Annotated in this window: 14 protein-coding genes; all 14 read right to left on the bottom strand. The window is 68.0% G+C overall.

The genetic code is table 11. The features are described from left to right. Positions 1-165: 165 nt before the first annotated feature. A complete protein-coding gene (locus D7Y61_RS03270) occupies positions 166-12,540 on the bottom strand; it encodes a filamentous haemagglutinin family protein (RefSeq protein WP_180864988.1) in 12,375 nt (4,124 codons plus the stop codon). Between the two features lie 187 nt (positions 12,541-12,727). Beyond that, positions 12,728-13,897, bottom strand: a complete 1,170-nt coding sequence (locus D7Y61_RS03265; RefSeq protein ID WP_049400282.1) for a substrate-binding domain-containing protein — start codon at positions 13,895-13,897, stop codon at positions 12,728-12,730. A gap of 409 nt (positions 13,898-14,306) precedes the next feature. After that, positions 14,307-15,506, bottom strand: coding sequence for a type II secretion system inner membrane protein GspF (gene gspF, locus D7Y61_RS03260; protein WP_180864986.1), 1,200 nt, complete (start codon positions 15,504-15,506; stop codon positions 14,307-14,309). Between the two features lie 7 nt (positions 15,507-15,513). Next, positions 15,514-16,947, bottom strand: a complete 1,434-nt coding sequence (gene gspE, locus D7Y61_RS03255; protein WP_132810252.1) for a type II secretion system ATPase GspE — start codon at positions 16,945-16,947, stop codon at positions 15,514-15,516. Next, on the bottom strand, positions 16,944-19,325 hold the full coding sequence (gene gspD, locus D7Y61_RS03250; RefSeq protein ID WP_180864984.1) for a type II secretion system secretin GspD: 2,382 nt from the start codon (positions 19,323-19,325) through the stop codon (positions 16,944-16,946). Before gspD ends, gspE begins: the two co-directional genes overlap by 4 nt. Further along, positions 19,322-19,849 (bottom strand): type II secretion system protein GspM, encoded by a 528-nt coding sequence (gene gspM / locus D7Y61_RS03245; protein WP_180864982.1) that lies wholly within the window; start codon positions 19,847-19,849, stop codon positions 19,322-19,324. The genes gspD and gspM overlap by 4 nt, the downstream gene beginning before the upstream one ends. Then, entirely contained in the window at positions 19,846-21,009 is a 1,164-nt protein-coding gene (gene gspL / locus D7Y61_RS03240; protein WP_180864974.1) for a type II secretion system protein GspL, read from the bottom strand. Before gspL ends, gspM begins: the two co-directional genes overlap by 4 nt. Then, the gene (gspK, locus tag D7Y61_RS03235) at positions 21,006-21,911 is read right to left on the bottom strand and encodes a type II secretion system minor pseudopilin GspK (RefSeq protein ID WP_180864972.1); all 906 of its coding nucleotides are present in this window, start codon (positions 21,909-21,911) and stop codon (positions 21,006-21,008) included. The genes gspL and gspK overlap by 4 nt, the downstream gene beginning before the upstream one ends. Before the next feature lie 9 nt (positions 21,912-21,920). Further along, positions 21,921-22,358, bottom strand: coding sequence for a type II secretion system major pseudopilin GspG (gspG, locus tag D7Y61_RS03230; RefSeq protein WP_180864970.1), 438 nt, complete (start codon positions 22,356-22,358; stop codon positions 21,921-21,923). A gap of 57 nt (positions 22,359-22,415) precedes the next feature. Continuing rightward, a complete protein-coding gene (locus D7Y61_RS03225) occupies positions 22,416-22,976 on the bottom strand; it encodes a hypothetical protein (protein ID WP_258010197.1) in 561 nt (186 codons plus the stop codon). Positions 22,977-23,120: 144 nt separating this feature from the next. Further along, complete coding sequence (locus tag D7Y61_RS03220) at positions 23,121-23,672, bottom strand: hypothetical protein (RefSeq protein ID WP_180864968.1); 552 nt, start codon at positions 23,670-23,672, stop codon at positions 23,121-23,123. A 58-nt stretch (positions 23,673-23,730) separates the two neighbouring features. Then, positions 23,731-24,711, bottom strand: coding sequence for a FecR family protein (locus tag D7Y61_RS03215; RefSeq protein ID WP_049463064.1), 981 nt, complete (start codon positions 24,709-24,711; stop codon positions 23,731-23,733). Positions 24,712-24,780: 69 nt separating this feature from the next. Then, entirely contained in the window at positions 24,781-25,311 is a 531-nt protein-coding gene (locus tag D7Y61_RS03210) for an RNA polymerase sigma factor (RefSeq protein ID WP_032128154.1), read from the bottom strand. Between the two features lie 16 nt (positions 25,312-25,327). Then, positions 25,328-26,008, bottom strand: coding sequence for an STN domain-containing protein (locus D7Y61_RS03205; protein ID WP_180864966.1), 681 nt, complete (start codon positions 26,006-26,008; stop codon positions 25,328-25,330). Positions 26,009-26,371 lie beyond the last annotated feature (363 nt).

Raw genomic sequence — 26,371 nt, 5'->3', positions numbered from 1 at the left:
CGCTGTGTCGGTGGTCCTCACCGCTGATGGCCGCTCCCTGCCCTCCGTGCCGTCCTGGCTGGGGCCGCCACCGTTCCCTGGCGGCTGGCCCGATGCTGCAGCCCGATGCGCTGCATCGGGCAATGCGTGCCGACCAAGGTCGGCACCTACCGGGGCGTGCTATGCCTATCGGCGCTGCGTGCCTTCGTCGCGGCTTGCCTGCGGGAACTGGAAGGCGCTGTTGGCGTCGTAGCCGCTGTTGGCGGTCGTGCCGCGCGCCGGCGGCGCAATGCTGCTGGTGCCGCTGCCGAAGCCGAGAATCTGCACGCTGATCACTGACGGCTGGTTGCGCCGTGCGTCGTCCTGGCTCTTGCGCATCACGTCCTGTGCGGCCTGGCTGGCGCTGTTCGCTGCAGCACTGGCCGACGCCAGCGCATTGACGTTCACCGTGGCCAACACCGGCAGGCCCTTGCTCTCGCCCTGCACCTGGATATTGGCGGCGTTGAGCACCTGCAGCGCTGCCAGATTGATGTTGCCCGAGACACGGATACCTGCTTCGCCTGCATCGATGGTGCCCAGCGGCGCGATCAGGTCGACGTCGCCCGGCGGTACTTCGGGAATCGGGTCCAGCGTGGCGAAACCGGCACCGCTGACCGGTGCGAGCGGCGACAGGCTGACGTTGCCCCAGCGGTCGTACAGGCGGCGTGGCGGGGTATACACCAGCGTGGTGCGCGAGCCACGGCCCGCATTGATGTCGCCCTGTTCGGACCAGGCCAGGATGTCACCGCCAAAGGTGGTCATCACCCGCGACAAACCCAACAGCACGCTGTCCTGGCTGAACAGCCGGATGTCGCCCTGACCCTGGGTCACCAGGCCCGCGCTTGCCGGTGGCGCCTCGCCAACCACGCCCACCACGATCTGCCCACCCGGCGCCATCAACTCGATATTGCCACCGGCCTCGGTACGCACGCCGGCTCCGCCATACATCACGATATCGCCGGTGCGCTGGATCGTCGTGCCCGCTGCATCCTTGTCCGGCATCAAGGTGGCGATGGCCTCGCGGCCGCGCAGGTAGGAGCCCACGCGCGGGCCATCTGCATCGGTGTACTCGCGGCCACCCTCGCGCAGTTCGGCGTAGTAGACCTGGCGCAGGAAGATGCGCTGCTGCTCCTGCGGCAGTGTGTCGAACAGGGCCAGTCCCTGCGCGCCGTCAGCGCTGATGTTGAAACGCTCCAGCAGCCACTGCTTCAGTTCCTTGTCATAGACCTTGACCACCTTGCCCGGCTGCGACGCCAGTGTCTGCGCGGGATCGGCCAGCCGGGTCGCATCCAGGTAGCGCGCACGCACGGCGCCGAAGTCGATCTGCTGGTTGCCGGCGGTCATCGCGATGCTGGCACCGGGGCGCGTGTCGCCCTGCACCAGGCCGCCGCGGCTGACGATGCTTCCCTTGTCTTCCTGGCGCAGCTGGCGGCCGGCGCTGACATCGACGTTGCCGCTGCCGTATACGCTGACGTTGGCATGCACGATGTCACGCCCGGCCTGCAGCACCGTGACATCGCTGGCACTGTTGTTCAACGCAAGGACGGTGCTGGACAGGATGTCCTGGCCTGCACGCAGCTGCACCGGCGCAGCCACGTCAATCCACTCGCGAACGGTGCGGCTGCTGCCACTGGCGGCGTTCAGCATCCATCGTTCGCCCGTGCGTAGACCGATGATGTCGCCCGAGCCTGCGTAGAAGCGGTTCGGCGTGCCCCCGGCAGTGCGTGCCACCGCCAGCATGGGACGGTTCGGCCCAAAGGCGAACAGCGGTGTGGTATCGCCCCATGTGGGTACCCGAGCATTGATGCCATCGGGCGAGATATTGCCGAGCAATTCGGTGCCCTTCGCGTCCCGTGCGGTGAATACCGGATCGAACGGGGATGGCAGGCGCGTGTCCGCACCGGAGCTGCTGATGTACGGAGACCGATCGCCGGCGATGATCGAATCGCCCGCCAGCAACTGCATGCTGCCCGTAGGGGAAGGAGCGGTAAGCAGTATGTTGTTCTCACCGCCTTCGCCCAACTTGATGTCGCCGCTGGTGGCCTGCACCTTCAGCCTGGAGGGATAGATCCAGTAGGCGAAATTGTCGCCGGTGGATTCCGATCGCAGATTCTGCCCCGGGCTGCTGGCATGCGCTGTCAGCGGGGTGGCGTCGCCGCCGAACGAAACCAGATTTACCGCCGTGGCCGCGGTCCACAGCGAGAAGCCGGTAGTACCCGCCGCAAGACCACCTCCCGCCAGCGCCACCTGCGGCGCATTGAATTGCACCACACGGCCGGCGTCGGCTACGCCGCCCAGGATGACGTCGCCGCGGGCGTGCAGGTTTGCCACGGCGTCGCCCAGCACCAGCACCGGACCACCCATCGCCTTGCCACCGAAAGCGCGGAACGGATCGCTGGGGCGCAGGCCAGCGCTGGGATCAGTGTACTGGGAGATGCCGACGGCACTGCCACCAATGCGGGAGGCCTCAAGACTCAGGCTGCCGCGCAGGTTCGTGAATGTGCCATTGAGTTCCAGGTCCTGCTCGTTGCTGACGTGATTGATCGTAGTGGCCATCAGGTTCGGGTTGAGTGCACCGCTGGCGCGCAGGCTCAGATCGCCACCACCTGTCAGCACCAGCCGCCCATCATCCACACGTCCGGTCGAGCCCACCGCTGCGTTGATCGCGGTGGAGAAACGGGTGCTGCTTGTGTTCTTCAGCGCGTCACCCTTGGCCTCGGTCACACCGGCATGCCTGCCCGCATCAATCTCCAGATTGCCGCCACCCAACGTACCAAAGCCGGTGAAGCCGACCATGCGTGGACTGGGGTTGGAGAACGTGGACACATTGGCGTAAGTGCCGAAGTTGATCCACCAGGCGACAGGCTGCTGCTCGACGCCCGCAACCGCACCTGTACCCTGGCGCCACAGCCAGTTGGCAACCGCGCTGCTGGCGTGGTTGGCCAGGTCACCCGCCGCCGAGCCGGACGACGACAGCGCACCCCATGTTGCCCCGGTCACGTCGCGGCCAGCCGCAATGCTCAGGTTGCCGCCGTGATCCGGATACCACGCGCGATAGGCGGCAAGTGCCGCGTCATAGTCACCGCTGGACTGCTGCAACCCGAGCAGTGCCTCGCGTCCGGACGGCGGCGCGCGCTCGGACTGGAAACGGGCATCGAGGCCATTACCCAGCGCGGTCGGCGTTCCCGCAGTATAGACGCCGTACACCGAGCGCATCGACAGATCGCGGCCGGCCATCAACTGCAGGTCGCCACTGCCGGTGCGCAGCACGCTCCACAGCGGCGTGCCATGTTTCGGTTGACCCACGGTCGCCACATCACGCATCTCGCCGGGCATCACGCAGATGCCCGAACTGACCGAACCGCACAGCTCCTCTTCGGTCATCCCGAACATCTCGGCAATTTCCTTCACGGGCATGCCGACCAGCGACGGATCGCCCATTTCATCGGCACCTTGCGCCGTGAACAAGTAAGGTGCCGCCTCGCAGCTGCTACCAGCCGCGCAGATCGCAGACTCAGGCTTGCCCAGATGCTCGGCCAGCGCCTTCACCGGTTTGCCGACCCAGCTTGCATCCACACCTTCGCGCTGCGCACCCAGGGCGGTCACCCGCTGTTCGCGCACGAACGTGGAGACCATGGTCGCCGCACGCACAACGCCGTAGTGGGTGTCGGCCAGCACCAGATCGCCGCTTCCATTGCGCCGCGCACGCGGGTCGGCTGCCTCGGTATCGGCGCCCGCAACGGCGGTGAGATCCCACGAGGTGGTGCCCTCGGGCAACATCTGCGCCAACGCCCAGTTGCGTCCCTGTCGACCATCGCTGCCCACCGGGCGCAGGTCGATCGGTTGACCGCCGGCCAGCTCCAGCGTGGTCATTGCCGGAATCAGCGAACCTCGTGCCAGCGGTGTGCGCGCCGCCAGTCGCAGCTCCGTCGGCAATCGCGCGCCGGCCGGCCAGGTCGTGGCCCTTACGCTGGCCTCGCTGCGCAGCTGGAAGCCCGCGCCCAGGCGCGAGCCGGCGGGCAGTTGCAGCGCCTGCGCCAGCACGCTGCCTGCGGCACGCACCTGACCATCGGCCAGCGTAACCGCGGCCGGCAGCACGTAGCCTGCCGGCAACGTAAGTGCCTGCCCCAGCGTCATCTCCACCGGCAACGTGGTGCCGGCAGGCAGGACCGCATCGCGAACCGCGATCGCGTAGTTCAGCACGGCACCCGCCGGGAAGCGCGTGCCGGCCTCCAGTACGACGTTGTCATTGGGCACCAGGATGTCACTGCCGAACGGTGTAATGCCGGCACCGAAACTCTGTCCAGGCACCAGCTGCCAACCGCGATCATCCGGGCTGGCAGGTGGCGGCGCAAAGCCGTCGTTGATGCTGCCATGGATGAACAGGTCGCCGGCTGCGCGCAGGCGCAACGCACCCGCTTCACCGAAGCCGCGTCGCGCGGGGTCCTGTCGATTGGCCTGCGGGCCGTAGCGATAGCCGGAAAGATCGATATCGCCGCTGACGGTCAGGTCACCATGCGGGTTGCTGGACGAGATGGCGCCGACGACGTCCACGCCGGGACGCAGGCGCACGGTCCCCAGTGTGGCCAGCCGTGTCGACAGCCCGGCATTACCCAGCGCGGCGTTCATCCATGCACTGTTGGCCGGATCCACCACCGTATCCAGCCACGACTGGGTAACCAGCTGGCCGCGTCGGCCGTTCACATCCGCCGTGTCAGCCAGGGGTGCGTCGTCATAGCGGCGCACGCCGGTCACGAAGATATCGCGCGCGCCGAGCACCTGCACGCCATTGGCGCTATCGACGCCTGCATCGTCGCTGCCCACTCTCGGCACGTTCAGCACGAACGTGCCGCGGGCACGTCCATCGTTCTGCCCTGCTCCGGTACCGACGGCAACGCCGGTGCCGCTGCGTAGATCGATCCGCGCCGCCGATCCCAGCTGCACGCGTCCATCGCGGCTTTCCAGCTCGACGATGGCACGGTTCGGGCTGTCGATGATCTTGCCATAGCTGTCCACACGCAGTGTCGTGCCGTGGGCGTCCAGGCTTCCGTCCACCTGCAGGCCATCGCGCGCTGCCAGGCGGATGCTGCCGACCCGGTCGCCGCTGGCGTCGATGCGCCCGACCACCCGCAGCGCGCCGCCGTCAACGCTGATATCCACCTTGCGTGCTTTCACTTCGTCGCCGATCAGCAGGTCGCCCTGCTTGATCTGGAAGCTGCGCGCTCCGGTGACACCGTCGCGGGTGAGGCGCTGGTTGAGGCCACTGAAGTCTGTCAGTTCACGTGCGCGCACCACCAGCTCACCGTTCTCATACGGCACCAGGCTGCCACCTGCGTCCAGCGTGCCGCTGGCCTGGCCAAGCAGCCGCCCTGCCAGGTCGACATGCCCGCCGGCAGTACCCAGCGCGGTCACGGTGAGACGACCCGCGCGGTTGTTCTGCGCCGACAGATCGACCCGCGATGCAGCATCGCTGCGCACGTCACCTTCCGTTGCGGTCAGCGTGACGTCACCGCCGACGCTGTAGGTATCGACATCGAACAGGCTGACCTTGCGCCCGGCCAGATCGAGGTTGGCGCTGCTGCCAAGCTGCACCGAGCGGGCAGCCGTGGCCGCCAGGCGGCCCGAGGCCAGGGCGATGCGGGTATCGAGGAGGATGTCGTTGGCGTCCAGCGTCAATTCGGCGCCCAGCGCATCGGCCGCCGTCGAGGCGCCCGCACCGTGCACGCGCAGCGTGCCACCAGCAGTCACCTCCAGCTTCGCGCCTGCTTCGGCAGTGACCAGCGGTGCCTGGATATCGAGGTTGCCACCACTGTAGGTCCAGCCCTTGGCTGCGTCGTAGGCGCCCTGGAACTGATGCACATTCAACGCACCATTGCCGGCGAAGACCACCTGCTGTGCGGCACGCAGGTTCACCCCGGAGAAGCCGAGGACCTGGCGTCCGGCCACGACCTCCGAGGCGGGCCACGACTGTGGCGCCGGGCCGAGCCGCAACGTATCGGCAATGATGTCCAGCTGGCCACTGCCAAGGCGGTCGACCATCGCCGCGCCGCCGGGCTGCGCGGCATTCGAATCCGCAAACCCACTCGCCGCAAGTGCACCGGCCCAGGTGAGGTTGTCGGCGAAGATGCGCGCACGATCGCCGCTGTTGCCATAGCCATGGATGGCCGGTGCGCCCAGCACCAGGCTGCGAAGGCTCGACTTGCCGGTCGCGCTGTCACGCGTATCGAGGTCGACACTGCCGAACACATTGATCGACTCGGCCGCCGAGAGCTTCAGCGTCTCCAGTGCCGGTGCGCCGGTGGCGGTATTGCCGCGCAGCAAGGCGGTCAGCACCTGCTGGTTCATCATCATGCCCGGCGGCAACGCGGCGGCCGCAGCGGCCTGCGCGATGGCATCGTCGCTGCCCAGATTGATCGCGGCCACGCTGACACCGAGCTGGCGGGTGCCGTAGCTGGCCGCATCGCGCAGCTGCAGGCTGCCATTGGTGGCGACGTTGATGCTCCCCTCCGACACCAGTCGTGCCTGGCCCGCACACTGACGCCCCGGATCACAGGTGCCGATGTCGAAGCTGACCAGCGACGGATCGCTTCCCTCGCGCAGGGGCGCGGCCAGCAGATCGGTGCGCCCGTTGGACACCACCATCACCCCGCCCTCGGCCTGGTAGTAGAAGCCGGCATCGGCGGGCAACGAAGCGGCACCGCGACCGAGCGTGTCGATACCTGCGCCTGCCTCCACGCGCACGCCCGTGCCACCGGCCACCGCACCCAGAATCACCTCCGGCGCACGCAGGACCGCACCGTCCCGCAACACCAGGTTCTGGCCGACACCGGCCACCTGCAGGCGCTGGTTGCTGGTAGCGCGGATCTGTGCGTTGAGCACCAGGCGTGAGGGCTGCAACGCGTTGAGCACGTCCGCCTCGATGGTAGCGCCATTGCCGGTGGAGCTGGGCGTGCGACCGGCCGCCACCACTTCCAGTTCGCCCAGCCGGTTGACCAGGTTCACTTCCACCGAACCGCCAATGCCCGCGCTGCCCGCTGCCGGCGCAAACCGGGTCTGGCCCTGGAAGCTGAAAGCCAGCGTGCCGTCCCTGCCGGCGCCATTGCCAAGCCCGAGGCGCAGCGTGCCGGCATCGACGGTCTGCCAGCCGCGCGGCGTGCCCAACCGTTGCGCCGACGCGGTCACGAATGCGTTGTAGCTTGTCTCGTTGTAGCTGGAATGCCGGCGAACGGTATCGGCCGGGGTCAGCAGCAACGCGGTCAGCAAGGGCGAACGCAGGCCACCCAGCGCCGACCCCGTGTGTCCGCCGACCATCCAGGAGCCGGTGCCGGTGGCCAGCGGTGCACCGATGCCGACCGCGCCGGTGCGCCCCAGCTCCACCCGGAACGCACCCTGCTGCAGTGCGAAGCTGGCCGGCAACAAGGTGTAGGTGCCGGCCGGCAATCCAGGCACGCCTGCGGGAATCGTGATCTGCTGGCCAATGCCAGGGTCCAGCGAGCCGTCACTCAACCCCAGCGGCGCTGCACTGCCGGTGTAGCCGGGCAGGATCGCATACACCGGACTGGCCGATTCGCTGAAGCCATAGCGCGGATTGGCATCGGCCAATGCATGGCGCAGGATGTCGACCGAGCCACCGCGCCCGCTGACAAAGGCCGCACCGGTCAACTCACCGCCGCCGGAGAGATCCAGCAGCGCCCCTTCGGCCACCTCGGTACGGCTGCTGATGATGGCGATGCCCTTGGGGTCCGCGCCGGGCGCGGCACCGCCTACCGGCGGTATGGCCTGGGCGCTGCCGTCCCTGCGCCAGTCCACGCCATCGACGGTGCCACCGAACGGCACACTGAGCCCCGCGCCGCTGGTGGAGGTGACGCTTCCGGGCAGCAGCGTCACCGAGCCGGCCAGGCGCCCGTCGGCATCGGTACCACCCAGGGTTATGGCGCCCAACGGCGCCCGGAGGATGCCGCCCTGCTCGATGGTCGCTGCCACCACTGACAGGCCGCCGGACACCGACAACGGCAGGGCTGGAACCGCCCCGCCAAGACCATGGATGCGCACGATGCCTTCGGCATCATCCCAGCGGCTGATCGCACTGCCCGGCTGCGACACACCGGCCGCCAGCACGCCGCCCGCATCGGCCACCGGGTACAACTGCGCTGCGGTTACGTCCAGGCTGCGCGGCGCGACCAGCTGCGCGCCGGTACCGCCGACCGCTGCGCCACTGCCCAGGAAACGCACATCGCCGCGGCTGCGCAGTTGCACGTCGTCGAATCCCGCCAGCCAGGTGGTATTGCGCAGGTCGATCAGGTCCGCGTCCACGCTGAAGCGGTGCTGGCGACCGGTATCCACCGCCACGGCAGCGGTATCGACCCGGCCTTCGCCTTGCAGAGGCAACCAGCTGCTCTGGGCGAGCCGCACGTAGGGCGCGCTCAGCGCCAGCAGGCCGCCAGCGCTGCCGCCCGGCAGCATGCCCAGCCCATCCTGTTGCAGGCCGTGGAAGCGCAGGCTCTGGCCGAGGCGCAGTTCCACATCACCTTCGGCGCGCACGTTTCCGAACAGCGACAGATTGTCGAAGCCACCGGCACCGACCTGCGCCGCCGACAGGCGTGCGTGCCCATACTGCAGCTGGGCCGGCGCGGCCTGCTCTCGATCGTCCTGGGTGAGCACGATGGCACGCGGTGCCAGCACCTCCTCGGTGGCACCACGCGCATGCCTGCTGCCACCGAAGGCGATGCCCAGGGTGCCACCCTGCGCACCGGCGCCGCCGGCTGCGGCCTGCAGGCCACCCTGCAGGTACAGCGCGTTGGCCGATCGCACCACGATGGTGCCGCCATCGCTGGCCACGTCCTGGCGGCCGGCGCCATCGATGTCCAGCTGCGCTGAACTGCCGTTGGCCAGCAGTTTCGCACCGCGCTCAACAACCACGAATGCATCCACTGGCCGGTCAGGCACGTTGTCCTGGCCATCCCAGTCGAGCGCGCCTCCAATCTCGATGCTGCCACCCTTGCGCACCTGCCCGCGCAGGCGTCCACTGGCATCGCTCGCAGTGAAGGTGTCACCACTGACGTCGAGCACACCCTGCGCACCGATGCGGTAGGTGCGCTCGTTGCGCTGCGAGTCGAACAGGCTCGTCGGTTCGCGAACGTCGTCCAGGCGGATGCGGCCACCCGCCGCTTTCAGGCTGCCATCGACCGTGATGCTGCCAGCCGCGCGCAGGGTCATCGACTGGCCGGCGTCCACACTGACCAGGGCGTCGCGACCGATGCGCAGATCGCCGCCGGCCTCACCCTGCTGCGAACGCAGCGTCAGACTCGCGCCATTGCGCTGGCTGAACCTGCCGGTGATCGGATCCGCGCTGTAAAGGGGTGCCGACCAGATCTGCAATGCGTCGTGCCGGTCGCGTGCCTGCATCGCTGCTTCGGCCAGGCGCAGGCCCGGCATGCGCACGGCGACGATGGCTCCGTCCGCCACTTCCACACCTTGCTGGCCATTGATGTCATAGCTGGCGAAACCCCTGTTGAACAGGGTCTCCTGCAGGGTGAGTGCGCCGTCGGCCGGCTGACCGCCGATCACGATACGTCCACCATCGCCCAGCGACAGCGTGCCGCTGCCGGCGCCGAGCGCGCTCAAGCGTGCATCGGCCGACAGCTGCAGGCGACCGACCCGTCCACTGCTGTCGGCCACGCTCGCTGCCTGCAGGCTGACGTCGCCGCCCTTGCCGATCGTGACCTTGCCCTTTGCATCAATGCGACCGCCACCATCAACGCGAACGTCGCTGTCCGGCACCACGACATCGTGGCTGCTCTGCAATCGCAGCTTGCCGCCGTCAGTCCACGCCATGCCCGGGCTGGACGCCGGTTCCAGCAACGCATTCACCCAGCGGCCACTGAGATCGATGCGCGCGCCCTCCGCCAGGGCCACGCGCGAACGACCGCCCTGCAGCAGCCAGGCGGCGGGAGCGCCCACGCGGGTCAGTTCATTGCCCGCCTGCACCTGTCCGCCCGCGATCTGGATGTCACCCCCCAGCAGTACATCGGCGGCCGTGAGCACCAGCTGGCCACCGTCCTGCAGGCGCAGCGCACCCTCCACCGCGATGCTGCCACCGCTGGCCAGATCGATGCGTCCCCACTGCTGCGCGCTGAGCTGGTTGGCATCAAGCCACAGCGTATTGCGCTGTTCCTGTTGCAGCGGCGCCTGCAGCGACACGTCGGCGGCGGGCAGCCCGCCATCGACGATCCGCACCTGGGTGTCGAACACCGCATTGCGACCGTTGCCATCGTAGCGCCCGAGCCACAGCTGGGCATTGCGCGCTACGGCGGTCTGCGCCTGCGCGTAGCCGTCGCGCGCAGCATCGGGTGTCTTCGATTGCTGCGCACCCTGGAAGGTATCGGTCGCCACCTGCCCCTGCAGTACCGCACTGGGCGCGGACACCAGCAGCCGGCCGGCATCGCGGCCCACGGTATAGCCATTCTCCACCCGCTGTTCGGCACCGATCAGCGGATTGCGGAACACATCGGTGGCTCCCCAGCGCTCCTGCTTTACTTCAAAGCCCCGATACAGGCCGTCGTACCGCATCTCGGCCGGCGCATCATCCAGTCGGTACAGCTGACCGTCGGTGCCACGCAGCCAGCTCTGCTTGATGGCACCGCTCTGCACATCCAGGCTGCCGCCAGCCAGGTTGATCCTGGAGCCGGCATGGGTGACCACTTCGCTGCCGGACAATTGCACGGTACCGCCCTGCGCGGCCCATTCGCCTATCGAATGGCCCTGGTTGTCGAGATACCCACCGACTTCCAGCAGGCCACCACCGGCATACCAGCGCTCGGCGGCGTTGCCACCGGTGCCTGCGGGCACGTGCTGCAGCTGGCGGCGATCGATCCAGACCTCGCTGCTGATCAGCTTGCCACTGTCGCGGTTGTCGGGAGAATCACGCAGTTCGTTGCCCTGCACCTTCACTTGGACGTTGTTGCTTTCCATCGCAACCCGCACGCCCACCGCACCGGACACATCAATGCGCGCGGCATTGCCGGCGTAGGTCCGGCGTGCGGCTTCCGCTACCACCTGACCGCCGGTGGCCAGGGTCAGCGAACCGTCCTGGAAGTTCACGTCGCCGCCGGACACGATCTCCACGCGTGACTGGTCACGCCGGTCCTGCATGCGCGAGAGATTGTCGAATGTGCCAGTGCTGCTCGCGCCGCGCAGCAGGTCCTGCTCGGCCGAGGCCTTGACCAACGCATCACGGCGGCTGTCCAGAGCCGTGTTCTTGCCATCGTCTTCGATCAGCACCGCCGTGGTCGCGCCGCTGGCCAGGGTGACCGTACCGGCGCGGTCGCTGATGGCGTTGAGCAGGTGCACCGTGCCGCGCTGGTCCAGCGTGGTGGTGGCCACGGCCACGCCCGCCTGTTCCACCGTGCGCCCGGCCAGCGTGATGTCGCCCTCGCGCGCCTGGATCAGGCCACTGTTACGCACGCTGCCGGCACTGCTGCCGGCCGCGATGCGCGGCGCGATCTCGTTGCCGGCCGTGGTCGAGGCGGTGTTCTGCGCGGTACCCACGCCGCGGCGAATCACGAACGAGTCGCCCGCAGCCAGCTGCGTCTGGCCCTTGCGCGTTTCAATCTGGCCGGCATTCTCCACGGTGTGGCCGGCCAGCAGCACATAGCCACCGCCGCGGGTGGCCGAGGCAGGCGCCTGCGTGGTGATGCGTGCGCCCTGCTCAACCAGGACCTTGCCGAAGGCATCGGTGAGCGCAGCGGTGTTGTTGTCGGCACTGTACAGGCCGTTGTCACGGAACTGGCCATCGCTGATCCGTGTCGCTGCCGCGACCAGATTACCCACGTTGACCTGGCTGTTGTTGCCGAACACAACACCGTTGCGGTTGACCACGAACACGGTACCGTTGGCCTTCAGCTGGCCCAGGATCTGGCTGGGACGCGCGCTCGGATCGTTGACCCGGTTCAGCACTGCCCAGTCCGCATTCTGTTTGAAATCGAGCGTGGTGTTGCCGCCGATGTTGAAGGTCTCCCAGTTCAGGATCGCGCGGTCTGCGGTCTGCTCGATGCTGACCTGAAGCTTGCCGTCGCTGCCCTGCGACTGGATCGCTTCACGTGCATTCACCCAGCCACGGGTCAGCGGATTCTCATCCACCTTCAGGCCGTCCTTGCCGAGGCCGTCAGCAATCACGAAACCGGCAGCACGCTGCTGCGCACGGGCCTGCTCCTGCAAGCGCTGCTGCAGCGCAATGGCCTGCGCAGCCGTGCCCAGATTGTCGATCGACTGCTGCAGCTTCTGCCGGGCGGCATCCTGCTGCTGGGCCGGCAGCTGGAACTGGATCGGCACGCCGTTGGGCATGCGCCCACTCTGCGCGGCTGCGCCCTGCGCTGCACCGCGCTCGGCGAACCAGCCCGGCGAAAATGCCTGCTGCGCCTGCGCAGGCAGCATGGGCGTGGCGCCCAGCGCAAGCGCGATGGCCCAGGCCATCGGATGGCGGTGCGGCGCAGTGTGCGGAACAGGCGAGTGCAGGTGCGACATCAGGACCTCGAGCGACCGACGGACGGTCTGCGGCATAGGAGAGATTCGACTGCCCGCAGGCATCGCCGGGCACTATCAGATAGACGTTGTCCGCGCCGGAAAAACGACAGCTTCTTCACATTCGGCGCGACCACAAAAAAAAGGCGCCGACCTCGCGGTCGGCGCCCTGTTCAGCAGGTACGGTGGATCAACGGCCGATGCCGGCGCAGGTGCTGGCGTTGCCCAGACCGGTGGCCGGGGTGGCCGAGATCAGGTTGTTGGCAACGGCTTCACGCCAGGTCTGGGTCAGCGGGATGAAACCGTGCGCACGCACGGCAGCATCGTTGTTGCCATCGACGCCCAGGTTGTAGTGCTTTTCCAGGAAGTTGCGGACAGCCTGGCGCTGCGGCAGGGTGCGGTAGCACTGTGCGAACACCAGGTTGGTGTAACCGGCGATCGGGTAGCCGGCGGTCGGGTTGGTGAACACCGGCACCCACTTGGCCGGGTTGGCGATGTCGGCACCGGTCGGCGGGGCGACGGTGTTCAGGGTAGCGGCAACGCTCACTTCATCCGGCGAGAAGCCCTTCACCTTGGCAATCTTGGTCGCATCCTGCAGGTTCGGGATCACGTCCGGGCCGACATAGCCGATGGCGCCGGCAACCTGGTAGACACGGTTGTACAGCGAGGTGCCGCCGGTGGCCGGAGCCGCTTCCAGGAAGGCCGGCAGGTTGTTCTGCGCATCGCGGGTGAACAGATCGGCGAAGGTCGACTTGACCTGGAACTTGCCGCCGACCAGACGGGTGGCGCTCAGGTCTTCGGTGGCACAGGCGGCGGTCAGGAAGCGGGTCAGCAGCTCGCTGGTGCCGCTGCTTTCGCCGCGGTAGATGACCTTGATGGCGCCGCTGCGGGCGCTGTCCAGCTGCGACCAGTCATTGATCTTGCCCGAGAACACGCCGCAGATCTTGGCCACGTCAAGGTTCAGATCACCACCGGCCTTGTTGTACGGCACGGTGACCGAGGTGGCGACCGACGGCAGCTGCAGCACCGGGCCGAGCGTGGAGGCCAGCGCCGAGCTGTTGTAGTTGCTGATCTCGGTGCTGCTCAGGACCGAGTCGCTGCCAGCGAAATGGACGTTGCCGGTGCCGTTGGTGATGAACAGGCCGATGGTGTTCTCGAGGAACGCCTTCTTGCCGGTGCCCGAGCCGGTCACGGCGTAGCTGAAGTTGGCCGGCAGGATGCTGTCGGCCTGGCCCTTGTACAGATCGGCAGGCAGCGAGGCGCCACCACCGTTGATGAGGGACTGCTGGGCCGAAGCGGCACCGGCGGTGGCGAGCAGCGCGGTAGCAACCAGCGCGGCCAGGGTCTTGTACTTGTTCATGATCTTCTCCTGAAGGGTTTACTGCGAAGGGAAACACCAAGGGAGGAACGGTCACTACACGCCTGCTGCCGCCGAGGGCCTCCCAGCCCACTCTGCGGCGACGTGTCCATGCTGGTCCGCGCCGATGACAGGCCGCTTAAGAAACCTGTGGAAGATCAGAAAAAGGTGTGGAGGATTGTGTGGAGAATCGGCCCATGCCACGTTCCAACGACGCCGCTCGATCGACTGGATCGAATCGACCTGATGGAATCGACCTGATGGAATCGACCTGATGGAATCGACCTGATGGAATCGACTGGGTAGAGTCGACTGTTAGTCGACTGCTCTTCACAACCAGTAGCAGTACGAAGCACGCGCTCTGCGCGCTAGTCGACTAACAGTCGACTCTACCCGTGATGCGCTTCGCGCATCACTGCACCAGCTGATTCATTTCCATTATCGGCATCAGCACCGCCAGCACGATCGTCAGCACCACGCCGCCCATCACCAGGATCATGGTCGGCTCCAGCAACGCAGTCAGTGCCATCGCGCGACGCTCGATCTCGCGCGAGATCGTCTGCGCGGCGCGATCCAGCAGAGGCGCCAGCGAACCGGTCTTCTCGCCACTGGCCACCAGATGCACCAGGATCGGCGGATACACCTTCTGTACCTTCAACGCCGCACCCAGTGCCGCACCTTCGCGTACGCGCGCAGCCACATCATCGGCACAGCGCGCCAGCAGCGCATTGCCAAGCGTCTGCCGCGCCGCCTCCAACGCACGCAGCAGTGGCACACCGGCATCCAGCAGGATCGCCAGCGTCGAGGCAAAGCGCGCACTGTTCACACCCAGCGCGAAACGCCCGACCATCGGCACCCGCAGCAGCATCGCGTCCCAGCGCAGGCGCAGCTCGGGCCGGCGCAACGCCAGCCGCCACGCCACCACCAACGCAGCGATGGCCAGCCCCGCCCACACGCCCCAGCTGCGCACGAACGCGCTGGCCGCCAGCATCACCTGCGTGAGCATCGGCAACGTCTGCCGCGCCTGCACGAACGCGGTCACCACCTGCGGCACCACGTAGCTGAGCAGGAAGATCACGATCGCCACCGATACCAGGCTGATCGCCGCTGGATAGATGAAGGCGGTCAGTACCTTGGCCTGCAGCGCGTTGCGTTCTTCGATGTAGTCGGCAAGGCGCTCCATCACCCGCGCCAGGTCACCGGAGTCTTCACCTGCGCCCACCAGCGCCCGATAGATCGGCGGAAAATCGCGTGGCCGCGCTGCCAGTGCAACAGTCAGGCGCTGGCCAGCGCGCACATCGGCACGAACGGCAGTAAGCGCCTGCGCGACATGGGGGCGCTCAGCCTGTTCGATCACCGCGCTCAAAGCGCCTTCCAGCGGCAGGCTGGCGGCCAGCAGGCTGGCCAGCTGCCGCGTGGCCCACGCCAGCTCGCTGGCAGACAGCCGGCGCGTGCCCCAGCCACTGCCCGCACTGCGCGCCGCGCTGACCTGCACGGGCGTCAGCCCACGACCGCGCAGCACCTGGCGCGCGCCGCGCGGGCTGTCGGCGTCCAGCTGGCCCTTCTCGATGCGGCCCTGCGCGTTGGCGGCCTGGTAGTCGAACAATGCCATCGCTGCCTCAGTCGTCGCCGGTGACGCGCAGGATCTCTTCCAGCGTGGTCACCCCGCTGTCGACCCAACGCTGGCCGTCCTGGCGCAAGGTCCGCATCCCGGCGCGCCGTGCCGCCTCGCGCAGCGCAGGTTCACCCTGCCCTTCATGGATCAGCGCACGCACGCGATCGTCCACCACGAACAGCTCGTGGATGCCGGTACGCCCCCGGTAGCCGCTGTTGGCACAGGCCGCGCAGCCCACCGCACGCCACACGGTACGGCCGTCGCCATCCACCTCGGCGCGCCGGCACTGCGTGCACAGCCGCCGCACCAGCCGCTGCGCCAGCACGCCGCGCAACGACGAGGCCAACAGGAACGGCTCCACGCCCATATCGGCCAGGCGGGTCACCGCCGAGATCGCATCGTTGGTGTGCAGGGACGCCAGCACGCCATGGCCGGTCAGCGACGACTGCACCGCAATCTGCGCGGTCTCCAGGTCGCGGATCTCACCAATCATGATCGTGTCCGGATCCTGACGCAGAATCGCGCGCAGCGCGGTGCCAAAGCTCATGCCGATGCGCGCGTTGACCTGGATCTGGCCGATGCCGGCGAAGTCGTACTCCACCGGGTCTTCCACGGTGAGGATGTTGCTGGTGCTGCTGTCGAGCTGGCCCAGCGCCGCGTACAGCGACGTGGTCTTGCCACTGCCGGTCGGCCCGGTGACCAGTACGATGCCATGCGGCTGCCGGATCAATCCGGTGAACGTGGCCAGGGTGTCATCGGCCATGCCGAGGCGCTGCAGCTGCAGGCGTCCGGCATCCTTCTCCAGCAGGCGCAGCACGGCACGCTCGCCATGTCCGGTCGGCACCGTGGAGACACGGATATCCAGCGGCCGCCCGCCCACGCGGATCGCGATGCGCCCGTCCTGTGGCAGCCGCTTCTCGGCAATATCCAGGTGCGCCATGATCTTGATGCGCGACACCAGCGCCGCGTGCAGCGCGCGCCGTGGCTGCACCATGTCGCGCAGGGTGCCGTCCACGCGGTAGCGCACCACCGAATGGGTCTCGAACGGCTCGATGTGCAGATCGCTGGCGCCATCGCGTGCAGCCTGTGCCAGCAGCGCATTGATCATGCGGATCACCGGCGCATCGTCCTGCGCATCCAGCAGATCGGTAACCTCCGGCATGTCCTGCATCAACCGATCCAGATCGACTTCGCTTTCGGCGGCACCGACCACGGCAGCGGCATCGCCGCCGTCACGGTATTGCTCACCCAGCCGCTGCTGCCAGGTCGCCGCATCCAGCGCATGGAACGGCAACGGGCCATGCCGGCGGCGCAGTTCGGCCACCGCCCACGCGGCGGTGTCGGCCGTTCCCAGCAGCACCGGCTCGCCACCGGCTTCGGACAGCATCACGCCATGGCTGCGCACCCATGCATACGGCAGTGGCGCAGGCGCGCTCACGGCCCGATCACCAGTTCCGGCGTGTAGCCCAGCCCGCGCAGCTGCTGCAGTGCCGGGTCCAGCGTCGCCGGATCGCGCGGCAGTCGCACGCGCAGGCGCTGCCCGCTCTCGCCCGGCGTCGCTTCGGCATAGGCCTGCAGGCCCAGTGCCCGCACCTGCGCCACGCCCTGACTGGCACGTGCCGGGTCCAGCCCCTGCGCGAACTGCACCAGCTGCGCATCGCCGTCACCGGCCGGATACAACGCTGCCAGGCTGGTGTTCTGCAGCGGCTGGCCCTGGCCATCGCGCGCATTGCCCTGGCCGAGTACAGACAGGTCCTGCGGCGGCAGCTGCGGTGCGGACAGCGCCGGCAATGCCCAGCTCTGTACCGGCTGCGCGCCGGCCTGCGCGTTGCGCATGTAGTCGTAGCGGTCGCGGGTCAGGCGCTGGCCGGCGGCGGGGTCACGCACCACGTGCGGGCGCAGGAACACCATCAGGTTGGTCTTGGAACGCTTGCGCGTATCACTGCGGAACAGCGCCCCCAGCACCGGGATCCTGCCCAGGCCCGGCACCGCATCACGGCCATGGCTGACGTTGTCCTCCAGCAGGCCACCAAGCACCATGATCTGGCCATCGTCCAGCAGCACGCTGGTATCCAGCGCACGCTTGTTGGTGATGATGCCGACGGCACTGTTGGCACTCTGCGCATCGATGCTGCTGACTTCCTGGTAGATGTCCAGCTTCACCGTGCCGCCCTCGGAAATCTGCGGGCGTACGCGCAGCTTCAGGCCCACGTCCTCGCGCACGATGGTCTGGAACGGGTTGTTGCTGCCGCCACCACCGTCGGTCACGTAACGACCGCTGACGAACGGCACGGTCTGGCCGACCATGATGCTGGCCGCCTCGTTGTCCAGCGTCATCAGGTTCGGCGTGGACAGGATGTTCGCGCCGCCCTTGCTCTGCAGCGCGTTGGCCAGCGCTTTCATGTTGAGGATCTGACCGACACCGGGCAGGTTGATGGTGCCGTCGATCACACCGATCTTCAGGCCGTCCTTGGGCAGCACGTCCAGGGTGGTGCGCGCGGTGGTGCTCAACCCGCTGCCGCCGGTGGCGCCACCGAAGTGGGTGCCGCCAAAGGTACGGCCATTGCCCAGCATCCATTGCACGCCCAGCTCGGCCGCGTCGGTCTGGTTGACCTCCACGATCAGGCTCTCGACCAGCACCTGCGCACGACGCTGGTCGAGCTGGTCGATCACACGCCGCAGGTTGCGGTACACCGGCTCCGGCGCCGAGATCAGCAGCGTGTTGGTGACCACGTCCGCCTGCACCGAAATGCCGTTCTGGCTGAAGCCGGTGCTTCCCGCGTCGATCGGGTCACGGCGGCTCGGGTCCAGTCGCTGTGATTCCAGCGCATTGCCCCCGGTCTTGGCCTGCTGCGGCTGCGACGGCTGCGCGGGCGTGGAACGGTTGGCGTCACCCGGCAGTGGCGTGATGCCTTCGTTGCTGCCCATTGCCGGTGCATCGCTCTGTCCGGCCACCACGCCGCGCAGCACGCCGGCGAGCTGGTTGGCCTGGGCATTGCGCAGGTAGACCACATGCAGGTTGCCGGACTCGTCCTGCGCGCGGTCCAGCTTCTCCACCAGCTGCCGCGCCAGACGGGTGCGGCCTGGGCTGCTGGAACGCAGCAGCACGCTGTTGCTGCGCGGGTCGGCCATCACCACCACCTTCTGGCTCGGTTCGGCGCCCTGCGCATCCAGCAGCGGCGCGACCATCGCCGCCACGTCAACAGCAATACCCTGCTGCAGCTTCACCACATCGGTGTCCATGCCGGCCGGTGTATCGACGCTTGCGATCACCCGTGCGATGCGCTCCAAGTTGTCGGCGTAGTCAGTGATCACCAGGGTGTTGTTGTCTGGATTGGCGGTGATCGGATTGTCCGGACTGATCATCGGACGCAGCACCGCCACCAGTGCCGCCGCGTTCTCGTAGCGCAGCGCGAAGGTGCGCGTGGCGACCTCGCCGCCGGCACCACCGGTGCCGACGCGTCCTCCCAACAGCTTGGCCTCGGCCTGCGGCACCACCCGGCTGACGCCGCCGTTCTCTACCACGGCGAAGCCACGCATGCGCAGTGCGCCTAACAGCAACTGGTAGGCCTGGGTACGGCTGACCGGGCCATCGGAAACCACTGTCATCTTGCCGGTCACCCGTGGGTCGACCAGGAACTGGCGGCCGGTGAAGCGTGCGGCCATGCGCAACACGCCACCGATATCGGTGTCGACCAGGTTCAACTGCACCGGCTCATCGCGAGCGTCCTGCGCCAGCACCGACGCCGGTGCGTGGGCCATGCACACGATCAAGGCCAGTGCGGTACTGCAGGCAAGGCTGCGCATCGCCCTCATGGATGGGCACCCACGTTGAGCGCCATCACGATGTTTCCGGAAATCCGTGCCGCCGGCATGTTCGCATCCCCTGTGCGTGTCAGTTGCAGCTGCTGCAGTTCGATGGCCGGATCGGCCAGCACGGGCAGCAGCCAGTTCCACAGCGCGTCAGCGGGCACCGCGTGCACCTGCAGGTGCCAACGCCCGTCGCGCGCTTCGATATGCAGTCCGTCGGCGAGGCCGGCTGACTTGATTCCATCACGCAACCCGGCCATCGTCGGGCGCTGCCCCTGCGTCTGCTGCTGGCGCTCGCGTGCCTGCAGCAGTGGTGCCAGTACACGCGCCTGTGCCTGCAGCCGCGGCAGCTCGGCCTGCCAGTGCGTGCGCTGCTTCAGCAGCGGCTCCAGCCACAACATCCACAGACCCGCCGCGAGCAGCGTCACCACCATCACCCACAGCATCAGCCGGTCGCGCGGTGGCAGGCGTTGCCAGCGTTGCTGCAGGCCCTCCATTGCATCGCGCAACCGCAGGGTTCGGATCGTCACTGTCCAGCTCCGCTCACCCGCAGGCCTCCACCGGCTTCGCGCGCCAACTGCAGGCCCTGCGCCTGGACCGCTTGCTGCCAATGCTCAAGCCGCTGCGGATCGTCGGCCAGTGCCTGGGCATCGGCATCCAGCTCCATGTCCAGCTGCCCGGGTTGGTAATGCAGGCTGCGCACCTGCCCGGCCAGCTCGGGAACCGCCTGCAGCGTGCCGGCTACCTGACGCTGCAGCGGCGGCAACGGCGGTGCCGGCAGTGGCACGGCCAGTGCTCGCCTTGCCTGTAGCACCGGGTCCACCACGTCGGTGATCTCCGGGAAGCGTGCGCTGAACTGGCGTGCCATGTCCTGTTGCAGGGCCTCGCCCTCGATCCGCCAACGCGAGACCTGCAGCTGCAGGCCGAGTGCAGCCAGCAGCACTGCTGCCAGTGCCAGGCCGATCGCCAGTCGTGGTGCTTGCCTGCTGAGACCCGGCAGTGGCAACGACCACGCTGGCACGGGTCCGCACGCCTGTCGTTCATGCGCGACCACGGTGGCCGGCAGGTTCTCCGGCCACGCCGACGGCACGCTGTCGATCCACTGCACGGCCTGCACCCCGGATTGCTGAAGACGCGTCGCGAGCGACTGCAGCACCGCCGCCGTGTCGCGCCCACCGCACCACTGCACAAAACCACGATCGCGCCCGCAGCGCACCAGCAGATGCTCACCGTCAGCCTGCAGCGTTGCCTGGCCGTTCTGCCACGGCATCAGCAGCGGCGTCGGATACAGCGCCTGAAGCTGCAGTGCGCACGAGGCCAGCAGCTGCTGCGCCTGCAGGACTGCCTGCTGGCCGAGCCAGGCCACCGGAACCGTGCCGTCCGCCGCCTGCGCACCGTGTGCCAACGCGACCTCCTGCAGGTCATCCAGCAGCATCGCCTCTACTTCGCCCTGCAGTGCGGCCTGCAGCCTGCGGTCCGACAGTGGCGGCAGCTGCAGTTCCAGCAGGATCAGGTCCTGCGGATCGAGACAGGCCAGCACCTCGGCCTGCGGATGACGTTGCCCGAGCACGGCCAAGCCCTCGCGGCCATGGGCCAGCACCCCACCCTTGTGCATCTGCGCCCACTCGACCGTACTGTCGGCGCGCAGGTGTTCCAGCGCCGGCAGGCGCACCCTCAGCTGCACGCTCATGCTCCAATCCTCGTCCACACACGCTGCACGCGCACACTGTCATCGCGATACTCGCGCCAGATCAGGGCCCGGAAGTCGACCGCATTGGCATCGGCCTGTACCTGGCCGACGGCAAGGAACCACTCGCTATGAATGCCAAGCGGCACCACGGCCATCTGCGCGCTGCTCAGTTGCAGTCGATTGGAGATATCACCGCGGTTGAGCAGCCAATGGCCACCGTCGCGCTCACCGAGCAGCGCCTGCAGGCGCCCCGGCTCCACGCCGGGAGTGACCGCCTGCAACACGCTGATGTCACTGGTGTTGGCATTGACCAGGGTCTGGGCCGGCAGCACCACGGTGCGCCCAGCGAGTGCCTGCACCGCCACTGGGTCGGCGCCCGCCAGGGCCTGCTCGATCAGCGATTCACGCGGCAACGGCGCCTGCGCCTGCAGGTCGCCATCACGCAGCCGCGCCTGGATGTGGTCGGCAGCAGATGCACAGGCACCCTGCCCCAGCCCCTGCCCGGCACACAACGCGATGAACGCGCGTCGCGCCTCCGGGTCCGGCCGGCCATGCGCCAGCAGGTTGCGCAGGTTGAACATGGACTGTGCATCGACCAGCTGCAACTGCACCGGCAGCGGCAACTGCAGCGTCAGCGGACGCGCCCAACGGCCGCCGCGCACCGTGGTCAGCTGCTCCTTTACATCCTCACGCAGCTGCTGCGCCGCGCGCTCCAGGGTGGCATCGACCGCCATGCGCACCTGCGCACGCAGCTGGTCGCCACGCAGCGCACGCAGCTGTGCCGACTGCCGGGTCAGCAGTGCAGTGGCAATCACCGCCACCAATGCCACCACCAGCAGGGCGACGATCACCGCCATGCCGCGCTGGCGGGTGCACGGGACCGAACGCGTCCGGGCTGTCATCTGCACGCCTCACAGCTGCCAGGAGCCGATATCCGCGTTCCCGGCGTCGCCACCGGCCTTGCTGTCCGCACCCAGCGAGAACACATCGATGTCGCCGTGGGTTCCGGGAATCTGGTACTGGTACGGATGGCCCCATGGGTCATTCGGCAGGCGATCCAGATACGGTGTCACCGGCATCGCACCACCGCCCTGCGGCGGCTTCACCAGCGCCTGCAGGCCCTGTTCGGCGCTGGGATAGCGACCGTTGTCCAGCTTGAACAACTTCAATGCCTGCATCAGCGCCGCGATGTCCTGGCGCGCCGCCACCACGCGCGCCTGGTCGGGACGGTCCATCAACCGCGGCACGATCAATGCCGCGAGAATGCCGATGATCACCACCACCACCATGATCTCGATCAGGCTGAAACCCTGCTGCCGAGCCCTGCGACTACCCACCTGCCTTGCCATTGTTCCGCCCTCGTCATCCTGGAAGAGACCGCTGCGCCATGGTCAGCGGTGCATGTGTCAGTACGATAAACATCCGCCTGCTATTCGCTGCGCGTGTGCCTGTGCAGGCGCAACACGTGTAGCCGGGGCACATGCAGACTCGAACAGGTGCTGCGGCACGCTGGCCAGCGCATCGTCGATGCAGCCGCGCAGCAACGGGTGCGCGCAGGCCTGCAGCAGGCGCACGCACTGCATCGGCGACCACGCGGTGCCATGGTCGAGGCCGATGAACATCCGGTAGGCCTGGTGGTAGCGCAGATCGTCGTACACGCGCTGCGCACTGTTGAGATCACGCACGACCACCAGCAGCGCCGCACGTTGCAGCAGCCGCACATCGCCCGCGTCAAGCGGCAGCGCGTTCATGGCCGCTTCGGGCCAGGGCCGCAGCTGCAGGTCGAGGGCGCGCCGCAACGCCGCCAGCGGATGCGCGCTGCTGTCCAGTGCCGCCCAGCGCGCCGCATCTGCCCAGGCGTCACTGGACAGTACCCAGACCCACGAGTGCCCATAGCGCTGCACGTTCACGGGCGTATGCCGTGCCTGTTCCAGCGACTGGCTCAGGTGACGATCCAGCTCCAGCATGCTGATCCTGCGACTGTCTGCCATCGGCGCCGCCCGTGCTCCGCGACGCGTGGTGCGTCGTACTCTGCAGAAGACGTCAGCAAGGCAGGTGAAGCGACAACGCGAATGCATCTCTGTGCGCTGCGTGGCGCTTCATCAGCAACGTCATCGCAGCGTCATCTGCCTGCAGGCTTCGCGCTCCAGTCGCGGTACGTCGCCGCCGCAGCGCCGCGCCAGAATCGCCACCTCACTACGCTGCGCGAACGCCGCCAGCGCGTCGGACATGTCCACGTCATCCAGCCATGACGCCATCGCAACACGCAGCGCTGGCAGCTGCCAGCCATCCATCACGCCATGGCTGCCGGCCACGAACCAGTGCCAAAGACGATGATGCTGTACCTGCTCGTGCAGTTGCACGAGATCGTCGATGCCGTGCATGCCCATCAGCAGCAGCACACGCGCCATCGCCGCAGGCGGCAGCGTGCCGGCCTCAGCGAGGGGCAGCACCTGCTGCTGCAGCCGCAACAGCATCGCCAACGGGTGGGACTGTGGATCGAACTCCAGCAGAACGGCCTGTTGCTGCCATTGCGCATCGGAGACCACGCACACCCACGGCGATCCATAGCGATGCACCATCAATGGCCGTCGCTGCGTGGTTTCCAGCAGCGCCGACAGATTGCGGCGCAGATCCAGCACACCGATGGTCTCGTTGCGCATCCTTGGCGTCTCCTTGCTTGCAACAGCCCTGCGCGGCGCGCACGGCCAGCGACTTCACCTAACCAAGGACGGCAATGCCACCCGGAAAGCGACGCAGATCCAGCGACATCGTCAGTCGCAGCTGCTCCAGCGCCGCGTCCGGATCATCGATGCGGAAACGGCCGCTGACCGGGGCCCGCGCCAATGCCGATTCGCCCAGCAGCACCTTGCCGCGGCGGTAGCGGTTGATTTCATCCACCACCTCGCGCAATGGAGCGCGGCGGAACACCAGCATGCCCTCGGTCCAGGCGCTCACTTCCGAGGCCAGGGCTTCGGCCACCACGCCACTGAGGCGCTCGTCGTACTGGGTCTGCTGGCCCGCCTGCAGCTGCAGGCGGCCCTGCGGGTGCTCGATGCGGGCGCTGCCCTGCAGGCAGGTTACCCGTACCTGGCCGTGGGTGTTGCGGACGTCCAGGCGCACCGCACCTTCATCGGCAATCACGCAGCCCGGCCCCGCGAACAGGGCAAGGCGCAGGCCTGCCTGGGTTTCGATCGCGGCCTGGCCCTGCACCAGCTCGAAGCCTTCGCCCTGCGTGTCCGAACGACGGCGCAGGCTGCTCTGCGTATCCAGTTCGATCTTCAGCTGCGGCAAGGGCGCGATCTGCAGCCGTTCACCGGTGCCGGTGTGGAAATCGGCCGCCATCGCCGTCACCGAGGGCCACAGCCCCAGCGGCGGGCGGATCGCCGCCACCACCACCAGGCTGGCCGGTGCGGCAATCGCGGCGCCCAGGAAGGCGCGCCGGCTCCAGCGCTGGGCCGGTATCGGCGCGACCGGCTGGCGCGCAGCGGCGGGCAGCTGTTCGCCGGCCAGGCGTACCTGCTCCCATTGCCGGCGCGCACGGCCGAATGCTTCGCGATGACGCGGGTCAGCCTCGCACCACTCGCGGAACCTGCGCCCATCGGCGGCGGTCGCCTCGCCCGAGGTCAGCCGCACCACCCACGCGTGGGCCTGACGCTCGACGGCATCCAGCGGGCGTTGCGGGCGATCGTCAGGATCCATGGGGGCTCATGCCGGACCCGCACGCTGCGGGGTTCTGCTCGGCGTCAAAGTGTAGACGGATGCCGTCGCTCAGAACCGCACCTGACGTCCCTGTCCGCTGCGCTCGGCCAGGTAGTCCTGGGCCGCTTTCAGCTCGCGCTGCACAAGCCGCAGCGACACGCCCAGCTGGTCGGCGACGTCGCGCTGCTGCAGGCCATCGACGCGGATCGCCAGCAGGATGCGGCGTCGGCGCTCGGGCATGCGCTGCAGCAGGCCGACCATGTCCTCCAGCGCGAAATCCAGTTCGGCCGCCTGCGCCGGGCCCGGTGCCGGGTCGGCCATCTCCATCAGCGTATCCACCTCTTCCAGGCTCAGCAGGCGGTGGTCGGCACGCTGGCGGTCGATCACCGTGTTCATCGCCATGCGCAGCAGGTAGGCCGCGGGGTTCTGCACGGCATCCAGGCGGTCACGGCGCGCACTCAGGCGCATCCAGGTGTCCTGCAGCGCATCGCCGGCCAGCTCCTCCGAGCCCAGCTTGCGCACCAGGCGGCGCTTCAGCTCGTCGTAGGCCCCCAGAAGGTGGTCCATCAGGTCAACTGCCCCAGCCGTACCGTTGCTCATGTTCGAATCCTTGAAGTCATGGAAGGGGCGCGCGCCGGCCACAGTCGTGGTCGGTGCCGGAAGGTCGGATCTGCAGCGTCACCGGCTGCGGCAGCGCGGCGGCATCGGGCGCCAGTACCAGGCCGTGCAGCGCGTGAAGCAGGCGCGCATCGCGGCGGGCACTGCCGCTGCCCGACAGCAGTTCGGGCTGCTGCACCTGACCTTCGCCGTCGACGCGGAAGCGCAGCGTTGCGGCATAGCGGCCGGGCGCGATCTCGGGGTCGTCACAGAACGCCGCACGCAGCCGCTGCTGCAGGCCGCCATAGCGTCGCCGACGCTCGGCATCCGGGAGCTCGGCGCCAATACCGGGTTCGGCTGCCGCGGGCGTGCCTCGGCGCAGCACCACACGCTGCTCGCCGATCACCTCGGCCTCGATACCGGAATCCTGCAGCAGCATCTGCAAGGCAGGCAGCGGCGCAAGGCTGGCGCGCAGCGCATGGCTGCTACGGCCGGCGGCAAGATCGCCCGGGTACATCACCGACCACCCGCTGATGACGCTGAAGCGCTCGACCGCCTGCTCCAGCGGCTGCGCAGGGATGTCGTAGGCATGAACACCGTCCTGCGCCACAGCGGCGAAGGACAACAGCAGCCATGCGGCGATGGCCACCTTCCAAGTTCTGACCGCATGGTGTCCATTCAGCCCCCTGACGTAGAACACATGACCCTCGGCAGCGACAGCAGCTGCAGTGGACGCGCGCCACGACCGGAGACCCGGCCCGCGCGACCAGCAAGCGGGCTCAAACCGTACCGGGGCCAGATGTCATTGCGATGACCGCTGCCCACGGTCTGGCGTCGAGGCAGGCTCCGTGGAGCCAGTCACGCATCAGGAATCAATGAATCGAACAGACATGTCCATCTGCTCCCGGGTCAGAGCCCGTTGCACAGCAACGGGATCCGACCCCAACAGGTCGCAGGGAACTGTCAGGCGCGGGGCGGTGTGGGCAGGCAGGACCGTTGGCGCCATGGATGGCGCCATCGAGCCCCCATGGATGGGTCTACGGCGTGTCCTGCCTGGCCACAC

The sequence above is a fragment of the Stenotrophomonas maltophilia genome, assembly GCF_013464485.1.
Lineage (GTDB): Bacteria > Pseudomonadota > Gammaproteobacteria > Xanthomonadales > Xanthomonadaceae > Stenotrophomonas > Stenotrophomonas maltophilia_AW.
This window is presented reverse-complemented; position numbering and strand designations above follow the sequence as displayed.

Bases quoted from the DNA above. Each gene is read 5' to 3' on its own strand.
- D7Y61_RS03270 (WP_180864988.1), bottom strand. From the start codon at position 12,540: ATGTCGCACCTGCACTCGCCTGTTCCGCACACTGCGCCGCACCGCCAT.
- D7Y61_RS03265 (WP_049400282.1), bottom strand. From the start codon at position 13,897: ATGAACAAGTACAAGACCCTGGCCGCGCTGGTTGCTACCGCGCTGCTC.
- gspF (WP_180864986.1), bottom strand. From the start codon at position 15,506: ATGGCATTGTTCGACTACCAGGCCGCCAACGCGCAGGGCCGCATCGAG.
- gspD (WP_180864984.1), bottom strand. From the start codon at position 19,325: ATGAGGGCGATGCGCAGCCTTGCCTGCAGTACCGCACTGGCCTTGATC.
- gspL (WP_180864974.1), bottom strand. From the start codon at position 21,009: ATGAGCGTGCAGCTGAGGGTGCGCCTGCCGGCGCTGGAACACCTGCGC.
- gspK (WP_180864972.1), bottom strand. From the start codon at position 21,911: ATGACAGCCCGGACGCGTTCGGTCCCGTGCACCCGCCAGCGCGGCATG.
- gspG (WP_180864970.1), bottom strand. From the start codon at position 22,358: ATGGCAAGGCAGGTGGGTAGTCGCAGGGCTCGGCAGCAGGGTTTCAGC.
- D7Y61_RS03225 (WP_258010197.1), bottom strand. From the start codon at position 22,976: ATGCTGGAGCTGGATCGTCACCTGAGCCAGTCGCTGGAACAGGCACGG.
- D7Y61_RS03220 (WP_180864968.1), bottom strand. From the start codon at position 23,672: ATGCGCAACGAGACCATCGGTGTGCTGGATCTGCGCCGCAATCTGTCG.
- D7Y61_RS03215 (WP_049463064.1), bottom strand. From the start codon at position 24,711: ATGGATCCTGACGATCGCCCGCAACGCCCGCTGGATGCCGTCGAGCGT.
- D7Y61_RS03210 (WP_032128154.1), bottom strand. From the start codon at position 25,311: ATGAGCAACGGTACGGCTGGGGCAGTTGACCTGATGGACCACCTTCTG.